Source organism: Bacillus sp. ISL-51 (assembly GCF_018613535.1).
Lineage (GTDB): Bacteria > Bacillota > Bacilli > Bacillales > Bacillaceae > Bacillus.
The window spans coordinates 28,145-41,871 of sequence record NZ_JAGGQB010000019.1; the positions used below are offsets into that span (position 1 = coordinate 28,145).

10 protein-coding genes and 1 other annotated feature are annotated in these 13,727 nt (G+C 44.5%); all 10 genes read right to left on the minus strand.

Annotated elements, in window-relative coordinates:
- Positions 1 to 3: 3 nt before the first annotated feature.
- Positions 4 to 2,082: an elongation factor G gene (gene fusA / locus J7E26_RS17550; RefSeq protein ID WP_214803895.1), complete on the minus strand. Its 2,079-nt coding sequence runs from the start codon at positions 2,080 to 2,082 to the stop codon at positions 4 to 6.
- Between the two features lie 53 nt (positions 2,083 to 2,135).
- On the minus strand, positions 2,136 to 2,606 hold the full coding sequence (rpsG, locus tag J7E26_RS17555; protein ID WP_003156447.1) for a 30S ribosomal protein S7: 471 nt from the start codon (positions 2,604 to 2,606) through the stop codon (positions 2,136 to 2,138).
- 43 nt (positions 2,607 to 2,649) lie between these two features.
- A complete protein-coding gene (rpsL, locus tag J7E26_RS17560) occupies positions 2,650 to 3,066 on the minus strand; it encodes a 30S ribosomal protein S12 (RefSeq protein ID WP_003156445.1) in 417 nt (138 codons plus the stop codon).
- 116 nt (positions 3,067 to 3,182) lie between these two features.
- Complete coding sequence (locus tag J7E26_RS17565) at positions 3,183 to 3,431, minus strand: 50S ribosomal protein L7ae-like protein (protein ID WP_214803893.1); 249 nt, start codon at positions 3,429 to 3,431, stop codon at positions 3,183 to 3,185.
- Positions 3,432 to 3,599: 168 nt separating this feature from the next.
- A complete protein-coding gene (rpoC, locus tag J7E26_RS17570) occupies positions 3,600 to 7,199 on the minus strand; it encodes a DNA-directed RNA polymerase subunit beta' (protein ID WP_214803891.1) in 3,600 nt (1,199 codons plus the stop codon).
- Between the two features lie 61 nt (positions 7,200 to 7,260).
- Positions 7,261 to 10,842, minus strand: coding sequence for a DNA-directed RNA polymerase subunit beta (gene rpoB / locus J7E26_RS17575; RefSeq protein WP_214803889.1), 3,582 nt, complete (start codon positions 10,840 to 10,842; stop codon positions 7,261 to 7,263).
- A 243-nt stretch (positions 10,843 to 11,085) separates the two neighbouring features.
- On the minus strand, positions 11,086 to 11,691 hold the full coding sequence (locus J7E26_RS17580; protein WP_214803887.1) for a class I SAM-dependent methyltransferase: 606 nt from the start codon (positions 11,689 to 11,691) through the stop codon (positions 11,086 to 11,088).
- Between the two features lie 91 nt (positions 11,692 to 11,782).
- The gene (rplL, locus tag J7E26_RS17585; RefSeq protein WP_061521292.1) at positions 11,783 to 12,154 is read right to left on the minus strand and encodes a 50S ribosomal protein L7/L12; all 372 of its coding nucleotides are present in this window, start codon (positions 12,152 to 12,154) and stop codon (positions 11,783 to 11,785) included.
- A gap of 42 nt (positions 12,155 to 12,196) precedes the next feature.
- Positions 12,197 to 12,697 (minus strand): 50S ribosomal protein L10, encoded by a 501-nt coding sequence (gene rplJ / locus J7E26_RS17590; protein ID WP_214803885.1) that lies wholly within the window; start codon positions 12,695 to 12,697, stop codon positions 12,197 to 12,199.
- A gap of 63 nt (positions 12,698 to 12,760) precedes the next feature.
- Positions 12,761 to 12,903: a sequence feature (ribosomal protein L10 leader region), on the minus strand.
- Positions 12,904 to 12,951: 48 nt separating this feature from the next.
- Positions 12,952 to 13,650: a 50S ribosomal protein L1 gene (rplA, locus tag J7E26_RS17595; protein WP_061521294.1), complete on the minus strand. Its 699-nt coding sequence runs from the start codon at positions 13,648 to 13,650 to the stop codon at positions 12,952 to 12,954.
- Positions 13,651 to 13,727 lie beyond the last annotated feature (77 nt).

Here is a 13,727-nt window from a genome sequence, read left to right on the forward strand (position 1 = left end):
CAATTATTCGCCTTTATTTTTTTTGATAATTTCTTCAGAGATGCTCTTCGGCACTTCTTCGTAGTGATCCATGTACATAGTGAACGTACCGCGGCCTTGCGTGTTAGAACGAAGGGCAGTAGCGTAACCGAACATTTCAGCAAGAGGAACCATCGCACGCACCACTTGTGCGTTACCGCGAGCTTCCATACCTTCTACGCGTCCGCGACGAGATGTAACATCACCCATGATGTCTCCCATGTATTCTTCAGGAATAACCACTTCAACTTTCATGATTGGTTCAAGAAGAACAGGGTTACATTTGCTGACTGCATTTTTCAATGCCATAGAAGCAGCGACTTTAAACGCCATTTCGTTTGAGTCAACATCATGGTAAGATCCATCAAAAAGTTTCGCCTTGATGTCGATTAGCGGGAATCCGGCTAGGACACCATTTTCAAGAGAGTCTTCAAGACCTGCTTGTACGGCTGGGATGTATTCACGAGGAACAACACCACCGACAATTGCGTTTTCGAATTCAAAGCCAGCGCCTTCTTCGTTCGGTTCGAATTCGATCCATACGTGACCGAACTGACCGCGTCCGCCTGACTGACGTACGAATTTACCTTCAACTTTTGCACCGGTACGGAATGTCTCACGGTACGCAACTTGAGGAGCACCAACGTTAGCTTCAACTTTGAATTCACGCTTCATACGATCAACAATGATATCAAGGTGAAGCTCACCCATACCAGAGATGATTGTTTGACCCGTTTCAGGGTTTGTTTGAGTACGGAATGTAGGATCTTCTTCAGCAAGTTTTGCTAAAGCGATACCCATTTTATCTTGGTCAGCTTTTGATTTAGGCTCAATCGCTACGTCGATAACAGGCTCTGGGAATTCCATTGATTCAAGGATTACAAGATCCTTTTCATCACATAGAGTATCTCCAGTAGAAGTATCTTTTAGACCTACAGCAGCTGCGATGTCTCCTGCGTATACAGTAGAAATCTCTTCACGGCTGTTAGCGTGCATTTGAAGGATACGTCCTACGCGCTCACGCTTGCCTTTAGTAGAGTTTTTAACATATGAACCGGAATCAAGTGTTCCGGAGTATACGCGGAAGAATGTCAGCTTACCGACATATGGGTCAGTCATAACTTTAAATGCAAGCGCCGAGAACGGCTCTTCATCAGAAGAATGGCGAACAATTTCTTCATCAGTGTCAGGACGTACACCTTTGATTGCAGCAACGTCAGTCGGTGCAGGAAGGTAGTCAAGAACTGCATCAAGTACAAGCTGAACACCTTTGTTTTTGAAAGCAGAACCGACAAGTACAGGGTAGAATTCAACATTCAGTGTACCTTTACGGATAGCAGCTTTCAGTTCAGGAATAGAAATTTCTTCACCTTCGAGGTACTTTTCCATAAGCTCTTCATCAAGCTCAGCTACAGCTTCAATCAGGCTGTTGCGCAGCTCTTCAGCTTGCTCTTTGTACTCTTCAGGGATTTCTTTCGCATCAGAACGAGTTCCGAGGTCATCTTCATAGAAATACGCAACGTTTTCTACTAAGTCGATGATACCTTCGAAGTTGTCTTCAGCACCGATCGGCAATTGGATTGCATGAGCGTTAGCTTGAAGACGGTCTCTTAAAGTTCCTACAGAGTAAAGGAAGTCTGCGCCGATTTTGTCCATTTTGTTGACAAATACAACACGCGGTACTCCGTAAGTTGTAGCTTGGCGCCATACTGTTTCTGTTTGAGGCTCAACGCCTGATTGTGCATCAAGCACGGCAACCGCACCATCAAGTACACGAAGTGAACGTTCAACTTCAACTGTGAAGTCTACGTGTCCCGGTGTATCGATGATGTTTACACGGTAACCTTTCCACTGTGCAGTTGTAGCTGCGGAAGTGATCGTGATACCGCGCTCTTGTTCCTGCTCCATCCAGTCCATTTGCGAAGCTCCTTCGTGAGTTTCGCCAATTTTGTGGATACGGCCTGTGTAGAACAAGATCCGTTCTGTAGTTGTCGTTTTACCGGCATCGATGTGAGCCATGATCCCGATATTACGAGTTTTTTCTAAGGAGAACTCTCTTGCCATTGGGTAATTTCTCCTTCCTTATTAGGAAATTGTGTTTTTTAAATATAAGAATCCTACCAGCGGTAGTGAGCAAACGCTTTGTTCGCTTCTGCCATCTTGTGAGTGTCTTCACGTTTCTTAACGGCAGCACCAGTGTTGTTAGCTGCATCAAGAATTTCGTTAGCCAGGCGCTCTTCCATTGTTTTCTCTCCGCGAAGACGCGCATAGTTAACCAACCAGCGAAGACCAAGAGTTGTACGGCGTTCTGGACGAACTTCTACAGGCACTTGGTAGTTAGCTCCACCTACACGGCGTGCTTTAACTTCAAGTACAGGCATGATGTTTTTCAATGCTTGTTCGAAAACCTCCATTGCATCATTGCCAGTGCGTTCTTTAATGATATCGAATGACTTGTATAGGATTGTTTGAGACTTACCTTTTTTACCGTCGATCATCATTTTGTTGATAAGACGGGATACAAGCTTAGAGTTGTATAACGGATCAGGCAAAACGTCTCTTTTTGCTACAGGACCTTTACGTGGCATCTGTATATCCTCCCTTCATTTATTTTAATGATTTATTATTTTATTACTTTGCTTTAGGGCGTTTTGTTCCGTATTTAGAACGGCCTTGCGCACGGTTTTCTACTCCGGCAGTATCAAGCGCACCACGAACGATGTGGTAGCGTACCCCCGGTAAGTCTTTTACACGTCCGCCGCGGATAAGTACAACGCTGTGCTCTTGCAGGTTGTGACCGATACCAGGAATGTAGGCAGTAACCTCGATTCCGTTAGTTAAACGAACACGAGCATATTTACGAAGTGCTGAGTTCGGTTTTTTCGGTGTCATTGTACCGACACGAGTACATACCCCGCGTTTTTGTGGAGAAGATACGTTAGTGTGCTCTTTTTTAAAGCTGTTGTATCCTTTGTTTAGTGCAGGTGACTTAGAGTTTTCAACTTTGCTCACGCGTCCCTTGCGAATTAGCTGATTAATTGTAGGCATATTGTGTTCCTCCCTTCATTACGTTTTATAACCCACATACCCAGGTGGTTCATCATTAGGCAAAAAACAATGTCTTTACACAAGAATAATTTCTTACGTAAAAACAAAAAAGTACGCTATAACATAATGGCAACAGCTGCTGCTCCCACTTCAATTCCGCAGGCTTTGCCGAGCTTTTTCATGGATTCGACCATACAGACAGCGACATTTTGGCTCTTCGCAAGCTGAATAACGCCTGCCGTAAGAACTGAGTCCGCGTCTTTTGCCACGACGACTTCCTTTACTGAACCTCGTTTTAGAGCTTTCACTGTTTGCTTCGTACCAATAATAATTGATTTGGCCTGTGATACTTTATCATAAGACATAAACACATCCTCCAAAGTAACAGGTTTTATTTCGAGCACCTTGGTTATATTATCACTCTGCGAGACGGATGTCAACATCGTATGACATTTTTTAGTGCAGTCCGTCACCAGAATCATAACAAGACTGCGGAAAAGCTGTCGAAACAGCTTTTCCTGCAGCAGTTTCAATTATTCAACCGGAACCATATCTTCAGACGGCTGAACGTTAGAAACAGGTTTTACTTTTCTATAATTCATCATACCGGTACCGGCCGGAACCAGTTTACCGATAATAACATTTTCTTTCAGGCCGAGAAGTTCATCGCGCTTGCCTTTAATTGCAGCGTCTGTAAGAACACGGGTTGTTTCTTGGAATGATGCGGCAGACAAGAATGAATCTGTCTCAAGAGAAGCTTTTGTGATACCGAGAAGAACAGGACGGCCCGTAGCAGGTCGATTGCCTTCAAGCAGCACTTTTTTGTTCGCTTCTGTGAATTGGTGAATGTCAAGCAATGTACCAGGAAGCACATCAGTGTCTCCGGCATCGATCACACGGACTTTGCGAAGCATTTGGCGAACCATTACTTCAACGTGTTTATCGCCGATTTCAACACCCTGCATACGGTAAACTTTTTGAACTTCATGAAGAAGATACTCTTGAACCGTTGTCAGATCAGTGACTTTAAGAAGCTCTTTCGGATCGATAGAACCTTCAGTCAGTACTTGACCGCGAGTAATCTGATCTCCTTCCGCTACTTTTAAGCGCGAGTTGTAAGGTGCCGTGTATGAACGTGTTTCAACAGCGCCTTGAACAACGATTTCCTGCTGTTTGTCGCGGACTTCGTTGATTTCGGCAATTGTACCGTCAATTTCAGAAATCGTCGCTTGACCTTTCGGATTACGCGCTTCGAAAAGCTCTTGAATACGCGGAAGACCTTGTGTAATATCGTCTCCGGCAACCCCGCCTGTATGGAAAGTACGCATCGTTAACTGTGTACCAGGCTCACCGATTGATTGGGCAGCGATAATACCGACTGCTTCTCCGACTTCAACATCAGTTCCGGTCGCAAGATTTCGGCCGTAGCATCGTTTACATACACCATGCGGCGTATTACATGTGAAGGCAGAACGAATCCACACTTCTTCAATGCCGGCTTCAACGATTTCAAGCGCCTTATCCTCATCGATCAATTCATTTTCGTTAATAAGCACAGCACCCGTTTCAGGATGTTTGATCTGTTTTCTGGAAAAACGGCCGATTAGACGCTCTTCCAGGCGCTCAATGATTTCCGTGCCTTCTCTGAGCGGTTTAGCAAGAATACCGCGGTCAGTTCCGCAATCTGTTTCACGAATGATAACATCTTGCGCAACATCAACAAGACGGCGTGTAAGGTAACCTGAGTCAGCTGTTTTCAGGGCGGTATCGGCAAGACCTTTACGCGCACCGTGAGTGGAGATAAAGTACTCCAATACTGTCAGACCTTCACGGAAACTTGATTTGATTGGCAACTCAATGATTCGTCCAGCCGGGTTGGCCATCAGACCGCGCATACCCGCAAGCTGCGTAAAGTTAGATGCGTTACCACGGGCTCCTGAGTCACTCATCATGTAGATCGGGTTGACTTCGTCTAATGATTTCATCAGTTTGCCTTGGATGACGTCTTTGGCTGAACTCCAAATTGAGATGACTCTCTCGTAGCGTTCTTCTTCGGTGATTAAACCGCGTCTGAACTGTTTCATGACATTGTCAACTTTGCTTTGTGCTTCTTCAAGGATTTCTTGTTTATCATCGAGAACGACGATATCAGAAACCCCTACTGTAATACCGGCTTTCGTTGAATATCTGAAACCGAGGTTTTTCATGCGGTCAAGCATTTTAGACGTTTCCGTGATATGGAATCGTTTAAAGATTTCCGCGATAATTTTACCCAGAATACCTTTTTTAAACGGTGCATTGATTGGCTGTTCTGCAATCACAGCTTTAACGTCCGCACCTTTATCTAAGAAGAAACGGTCAGGTGTTTTCTCTTCAATGTTGCTCTTCGTAGGTTCATTCATGTAAGGGAATGACTCAGGAAGAATTTCATTGAAAACCAGTTTACCGACTGTCGTAATTAACAGTTTAGAACGCTGCTCATCAGTAAACGTCACATTCTTCAGGGAGTTCGCCGCAACGGCAACTCTCGTATGAAGGTGGACATATCCGTTTTGATAAGCAAGAAGCGCTTCGTCTGTATTTTTGAATACCATGCCTTCACCGACTGCTCCGGCACGCTCAAGCGTCAGGTAGTAGTTTCCTAATACCATATCCTGAGACGGCGTTACAACCGGTTTACCATCTTTAGGGTTCAAGATGTTTTGCGCTGCAAGCATCAGAATGCGCGCCTCAGCTTGGGCCTCTGCTGATAAAGGTACGTGAACCGCCATTTGGTCACCGTCAAAGTCAGCGTTATATGCTGTACATACAAGCGGGTGAAGACGAATTGCACGTCCTTCTACAAGCGTCGGTTCGAAAGCCTGAATACCTAATCTGTGAAGCGTAGGGGCACGGTTCAATAAGACCGGATGCTCCCTAATGACAGATTCAAGTACATCCCACACTTCAGGCTGTACGCGCTCGATTTTGCGTTTCGCGCTCTTAATGTTGTGTGCAAGGCCTTTTTCAACAAGCTCTTTCATGACGAAAGGCTTGAAGAGCTCAAGCGCCATTTCCTTCGGTAATCCGCACTGGTACATTTTCAAATGCGGTCCTACTACGATAACAGAACGTCCGGAGTAGTCTACACGTTTACCGAGAAGGTTCTGACGGAAGCGTCCTTGTTTCCCTTTCAGCATGTGAGAAAGAGATTTTAACGGACGGTTACCCGGACCTGTTACAGGACGGCCGCGGCGTCCGTTGTCAATCAGAGCATCGACAGCTTCCTGAAGCATACGTTTTTCGTTCTGAACGATGATGCTCGGCGCGCCGAGATCCAACAGACGTTTTAAACGATTGTTACGGTTGATAACACGACGGTAAAGGTCGTTCAGGTCAGACGTTGCGAAACGTCCGCCGTCAAGCTGAACCATCGGTCTTAACTCAGGAGGAATAACCGGAAGCACATCAAGGATCATCCAAGACGGCTTGTTTCCTGAATTACGGAAGGCTTCCAATACTTCAAGGCGTTTGATCGCACGTGTGCGCCGCTGTCCTTGAGATGTTTTCAGCTCTTCTTTTAACATATCAACTTCTTTGACAAGGTCGATGTCTTGAAGAAGTTTATTAATGGCTTCCGCACCCATAGAGGCTTGGAATTTGCTGCCGTATTTATCAAGATACGCACGGTATTCCTTCTCAGATAAAAGCTGTTTCTTTTCAAGCGGTGTATTAGCCGGATCGGTTACGACGTAAGAAGCAAAGTAAATAACTTCTTCTAACGCACGCGGTGACATATCCAATACGAGGCCCATACGGCTCGGAATACCTTTGAAATACCAAATGTGAGAAACCGGGGCAGCCAGTTCAATATGCCCCATTCTCTCACGACGGACTTTAGCCCGCGTTACTTCAACTCCGCAACGGTCACAAACTACGCCTTTATAACGAACTCGCTTGTACTTGCCGCAATGACATTCCCAGTCCTTTGTCGGTCCGAAAATGCGTTCGCAGAACAGGCCGTCCTTTTCAGGTTTTAACGTACGATAGTTTATCGTTTCAGGCTTTTTCACTTCACCAAAAGACCATGAACGGATTTTATCCGGTGAAGCAAGACCGATGTTCATATACTCAAAATTGTTCACATCCAGCAAGGGGCCTACCTCCCTTTTTATCTTCGGATTAACCGATGTCACTTGCTTTATCAATCAGAGACTATTCTTTTGTTACTACATCACGTTCAACGTCGGGAGATGCTGCTTCTTCCGGCACTTCATCACCTGATAATGCAAGACCGTCAGCTTGTTTGCCATCTTCCTCGTCTTCTAGATCTCTCATTTCTATCTCTTCTTCATCACCTGACAGGATTTTCACATCCATACCTAAGCTTTGAAGCTCTTTGATTAATACTTTGAATGATTCCGGAACACCAGGTTCTGGAACATTATCGCCTTTCACGATGGCTTCGTATGTTTTCACACGTCCAACCACGTCATCGGACTTCACGGTCAGGATTTCTTGAAGCGTGTAAGCCGCGCCGTAAGCTTCAAGCGCCCAAACCTCCATCTCACCAAAACGCTGTCCTCCGAATTGAGCTTTACCTCCGAGAGGCTGCTGCGTAACAAGTGAGTAAGGTCCTGTAGAACGGGCATGAAGTTTATCATCAACCATGTGAGCAAGTTTGATCATGTACATGATTCCGACAGATACACGGTTGTCGAACGGTTCTCCCGTACGGCCGTCATAAAGGACTGTCTTAGCGTCTCTTGACATGCCTGCTTCTTCAAGCGTTTCCCATACATCTTCTTCACGCGCGCCGTCAAATACAGGTGACGCGATGTGAATGCCGAGGTAACGGGCAGCCATACCCATGTGAAGCTCTAATACCTGCCCGATGTTCATACGTGAAGGTACGCCCAGCGGGTTAAGCATGATATCGATCGGCGTGCCGTCAGGAAGGTAAGGCATATCTTCTTCAGGAAGAATCTTAGAGATAACCCCTTTGTTTCCGTGACGTCCGGCCATTTTATCTCCTTCAGAAATTTTACGTTTCTGAACGATATATACGCGTACAAGCTGGTTCACACCAGGAGGAAGTTCGTCTCCGTCTTCACGGTTAAAGACTTTTACGTCGTGGATAATTCCGCCGCCGCCGTGAGGCACACGCAGAGAAGTATCACGAACCTCGCGGGCTTTTTCTCCAAAGATCGCATGAAGAAGGCGTTCTTCCGCAGTAAGCTCAGTTACACCCTTAGGCGTTACTTTACCGACGAGAAGATCTCCGTCATTGACTTCCGCACCGATACGGATAATTCCGCGGTCATCAAGGTTGCGAAGCGCGTCTTCTCCGACGTTTGGAATATCGCGTGTGATTTCTTCAGGTCCAAGCTTTGTATCACGTGCTTCTGATTCATATTCTTCAATGTGAATGGATGTATACACATCATCTTTCACAAGACGTTCACTCATGATGATGGCATCCTCATAGTTGTAGCCATCCCATGTCATAAAGCCGACCATTACGTTGCGGCCGAGAGCAAGCTCCCCAAGCTCCATAGAAGGACCGTCAGCAAGGATTTCTCCTTTGACTACTTCATCGCCGACACTTACGATCGGACGCTGGTTGTAGCACGTACCTTGGTTGGAGCGGACAAATTTCAGCAGGCTGTATTTATCCAGGTTGCCTTTTACTTTCTGGCCGTCAATTTCTTCGTAGCGGCGCACCCATACGTTTTTCGCTTCTACACGTTCAACGATACCAGGGTGTTTACAAATAACAGCTGCCCCAGAGTCTTTACCGGATACGTATTCCATACCCGTTCCGACAATCGGCGCTTCCGGCTGCATCAATGGCACAGCCTGACGCTGCATGTTCGCTCCCATGAGTGCGCGGTTTGAGTCATCGTTTTCCAAGAAAGGAATACATGCTGTCGCAGCAGATACAACCTGTTTAGGAGATACGTCCATGTAATCCACGCGGTTGCGGGGAACAACGGTGTTCTCCCCTCTGAAACGGGCAACAATGCTGTCATCAATGAATGAACCGTCATCGCTCAATTTTGCGTTTGCTTGAGCTACGACATAGTTATCTTCTTCGTCGGCAGTCAAGTAATCAATTCTAGGCGTTACTTTACCTGTTTCAGGGTCGACACGGCGGTATGGCGTCTCAATGAAACCAAAGCGGTTTACTTTCGCAAATGATGACAATGAGTTAATCAAACCGATGTTCGGGCCCTCAGGCGTTTCAATCGGACACATACGGCCGTAGTGAGAGTAGTGTACGTCACGCACTTCCATTCCGGCACGTTCACGAGTCAATCCGCCCGGTCCTAGAGCTGACAGACGGCGCTTATGAGTTAACTCAGCAAGCGGGTTCGTCTGGTCCATGAATTGAGAAAGCTGTGAGCTTCCGAAAAACTCTTTAATGGACGCGATAACAGGTCTGATGTTAATCAGCTGCTGCGGCGTGATTGTATTCGTGTCTTGAATGGACATTCTTTCACGAACGACACGTTCCATCCGGCTTAAACCGATACGGAATTGGTTTTGTAAGAGCTCGCCTACAGAACGCAGACGGCGGTTTCCGAGATGGTCGATATCATCTGTGTCGCCTACTCCGTGCAGAAGGTTGAAGAAGTAGCTGATAGAAGAAATAATATCAGCAGGCGTAATATTCTTAATCGCCTCTTCAATATAAGCATTGCCGATCACATTGATCGTCTGCTCTCCTTCTTGATCAGTAGGAGCAAAGATTTTAATGGACTGAAGCATCACTTCATCCTCGACTACGCCGCCGTTAGGATAAAGCTTTCTGAAGCCTATTCCATTTTCTAAGTATGGCAGGACTTTATCTAGCGTTCTTCTGTCAAGAATCTGCCCTTTTTCAGCGAGAATTTCACCGGTTTCAGGATCCACCAGCGTTTCTGCAAGCCGCTGGTTAAACAGACGGTTCTTGATATGAAGCTTTTTGTTAATTTTATAGCGTCCTACATTCGCAAGATCGTAACGCTTCGGATCAAAGAAACGGGAATCCAGTAAGCTTTTTGCGTTTTCTACAGTAGGAGGCTCTCCCGGACGGAGGCGCTCATAGATTTCAAGAAGCGCTTTATCACTGTTTTCAGTGTTGTCTTTATCAAGCGTGTTGCGGAGATATTCGTTCTCGCCAATGAGATCGAGAATCTCTTGATCGGAACCGAAGCCGAGAGCACGCAAAAGAACCGTAACCGGCAACTTACGTGTGCGATCAATGCGGACATACACAACATCTTTCGCATCAGTTTCGTATTCTAACCATGCGCCACGGTTTGGAATGACAGTAGCGGTAAAACCTTTTTTACCGTTTTTGTCTACTTTACCACTGAAATATACACTTGGAGACCGAACAAGCTGAGATACGATAACACGTTCTGCACCGTTGATGATAAAAGTACCTGTATCTGTCATAATAGGGAAATCACCCATGAAGACATCCTGGTCTTTTACCTCTCCAGTTTCTTTGTTAATTAAACGAACCTTCACTCTTAGCGGAGCTGAGTAAGTCACATCACGTTCTTTTGATTCTTCTACAGGATACTTAGGATCTCCTAAACTGTAGTCAATGAACTCAAGAGAGAGGTTACCAGTGAAATCCTCAATTGGCGATATGTCTTGAAACATCTCTCTAAGACCCTCATCAAGAAACCACTGATAAGAAGAGGTTTGAATTTCAATGAGATTTGGTAATTCTAACACTTCGCTAATGCGAGCATAGCTTCTGCGCTGGCGGTGTCGTCCATACTGAACTAGTTGACCTATCAACTGATTCACCCCTCAAATCATGCGTATTATATGTGTAATAAGCATTCCTTACAGTGAAGAAATACTTTTACAAGACAAAAGAAAAAAGGGTTTCTAATTAAGAAAACCACATCCATAAACAAATACCGATTTTATTAGCATTTCCATGTTTGTATAATTTATACATGCACTATAATTATTCAGCATATCATGCAAAATATATACATTGGCATTTTACAATATTAACATAGCCAAAAATTCAAGTCAAACTTTTTTTGCTTTTATGATATAATAGCCTTTCTTTTTTTGAACGACAGAAACTTCGTCAAAAAGTTCCTTCAGTTTTTCAATGGCAGAAGGCCCGCCCTGTTTTTTCTGTATGACGATCCACAATTCACCTGAAGTCCTTAAATGTTCAGCGCTTTTTTCAAAAATGGCATGGACAACTTTTTTTCCGGCGCGGATTGGGGGGTTTGTAATAATAGAAGCAAATGTTTGAGCAGAATCAATATTTGAAAATAAATCACTCTGATAAATACGCACGTTATTTATTTCGTTTTTTTCTGCATTTTCATTTGATAACTCTACGGCTCTTTCATTCACATCAACCATGTGGACTGTCCGGTCTGTAAATTCACCTGCAAGCGATAAACCGATCGGGCCGTAGCCGCACCCTACATCCAGAAAGTCGCCATCCGTTTCCGGCTCTTGGAACGCTTCAATTAAGACACGTGATCCGAAATCAACTTCCTTTTTTGAGAAAACGCCGCTGTCACTTGTGAATGTATACGATTTATTTCGCAGTGTAAATGACCATGTTTGCTTATTGCTTTGAACTGAAGGTTTTTCTGAATAATAGTGTTCACTCATTATTAGAACCTCCTCATATCATTTCGCTTAAAGAAAAGCAAAGAAAAAGCCCGCCTCATAAAAGCGAGCTTCCCCTACAGGCAAGTGAAGATTACTTAACTTCTACAGAAGCGCCAACTTCTTCAAGTTTAGCTTTAAGCTCTTCAGCTTCTTCTTTCGCAATACCTTCTTTAAGTGGTTTTGGAGTGTTGTCAACAAGTTCTTTAGCTTCTTTTAAGCCAAGACCAGTGATTTCACGTACAACTTTGATAACTTTGATTTTTTGTCCGCCTGCACCAGCAAGGATTAGGTCGAATTCGCTTTGCTCTTCAGCAGCTCCGCCAGCAGCAGCTCCGCCAGCTACAGCTACAGGAGCAGCAGCAGTTACGCCAAATTCTTCTTCGATTGCTTTTACTAGGTCGTTCAATTCAAGTACAGTTGCTTCTTTAACGGAAGCAATGATTTCTTCGATATTTAAAGCCATTTGTAATTCCTCCATTTGTTTTTATTTTAGATAAAAATCAGATTAAGCGCCTTGTTCTTCCTTTTGATCTGCAACTGCTTTAGCTGCAAGAGCAAGGTTGCGAACTGGAGCTTGGAGTACGCTAAGCAACATAGAAAGCAAGCCTTCGCGTGATGGAAGTTCAGCAAGAGCTTTCACTTCTTCAACAGAAGAAACTTTACCTTCGATAACGCCCGCTTTGATTTCCAAAGCTTCGTGTTTTTTCGCAAACTCGTTAAGAACTTTTGCCGGAGCGACAACATCTTCAGTACTGAATGCGATCGCATTCGGTCCAGTTAAGACATCGTTCAAACCATCAAGTTCAGCTTGTTCAACCGCACGGCGAGTCATTGTGTTTTTGTACACTTTGAACTCAACGTTAGCTTCGCGAAGCTGTTTACGAAGTTCAGTTACTTCAGAAACGCTAAGTCCGCGGTAGTCAACGATGATCGTTGATTTGCTTTCTTTCAGTTTAGAAGCAATCTCTTCAACAACAACTTTTTTTGTTTCAATTGCGCTGCTCATGGTTACACCTCCTGTAGATTTTGTGTAACACTTATACCGCTAGGTGATCACGACTGTGACGACGATTTCATATAAAAAGCCTCCATGTGACATGGAGGCTGTATATACAAGCATACGTAACGTAATAGCTGTGATATATATACACCTCGGCAGGATATTAAGCCTTTAACGGCCCCTGCTGTCTACGGTATAAATGACATATTATATTTTACAACATTTTGAATCATATCAGAATGCTGATGTAAAGTCAAATATTATTTTACGTTGAAAGTAGAAGCGTCTACTTTGACACCAGGGCCCATAGTAGAAGTAACAGCAACGTTTTTCACGTAAACACCTTTAGCCGCAGCCGGTTTTGCTTTCAGGATTGTTTCATACATTGTTGTGAAGTTCTCAACAAGTTTTTCATCCTCGAAAGAAACTTTTCCGATTGGAACGTGGATGTTTCCTGCTTTATCAACGCGGTATTCAACTTTACCAGCTTTGATTTCGCCGATTGCTTTTTCCACTTCAAAAGTAACAGTTCCTGTTTTAGGGTTTGGCATAAGACCTTTTGGTCCAAGCACACGTCCGATTTTACCGACTTCACCCATCATGTCAGGAGTCGCAACGATTACATCAAAATCGAACCAACCTTGTTGGATTTTCGTGATGTAATCAGAATCGCCAACGTAATCTGCACCGGCAGCTTCAGCTTCTTTTGCTTTTTCGCCTTTAGCGAATACAAGCACGCGCTGAGTTTTACCAGTTCCGTTAGGAAGAACTACAGCTCCGCGGATTTGTTGGTCGTTTTTACGAGGGTCAACCCCTAAACGAAAAGCAACTTCAACTGTAGCGTCGAATTTAGCTGTATTCGTTTTTTTAGTAAGCGCCACTGCTTCAGCGACATCGTAAGCTTTCGCACGATCTACAAGCTTCGCAGCTTCAACGTACTTTTTACCTTTTTTAGCCATTTTAAAATTTCCTCCTTATGTGGTTATAGCGGAATAACCTCCCACGAATAAGGGTTGCGAACTTGTGAAAACTCGCA

Bases quoted from the DNA above. Each gene is read 5' to 3' on its own strand.
- fusA (WP_214803895.1), bottom strand. From the start codon at position 2,082: ATGGCAAGAGAGTTCTCCTTAGAAAAAACTCGTAATATCGGGATCATG.
- rpsG (WP_003156447.1), bottom strand. From the start codon at position 2,606: ATGCCACGTAAAGGTCCTGTAGCAAAAAGAGACGTTTTGCCTGATCCG.
- rpsL (WP_003156445.1), bottom strand. From the start codon at position 3,066: ATGCCTACAATTAATCAGCTAATTCGCAAGGGACGCGTGAGCAAAGTT.
- J7E26_RS17565 (WP_214803893.1), bottom strand. From the start codon at position 3,431: ATGTCTTATGATAAAGTATCACAGGCCAAATCAATTATTATTGGTACG.
- J7E26_RS17580 (WP_214803887.1), bottom strand. From the start codon at position 11,691: ATGAGTGAACACTATTATTCAGAAAAACCTTCAGTTCAAAGCAATAAG.
- rplL (WP_061521292.1), bottom strand. From the start codon at position 12,154: ATGGCTTTAAATATCGAAGAAATCATTGCTTCCGTTAAAGAAGCAACT.
- rplJ (WP_214803885.1), bottom strand. From the start codon at position 12,697: ATGAGCAGCGCAATTGAAACAAAAAAAGTTGTTGTTGAAGAGATTGCT.
- rplA (WP_061521294.1), bottom strand. From the start codon at position 13,650: ATGGCTAAAAAAGGTAAAAAGTACGTTGAAGCTGCGAAGCTTGTAGAT.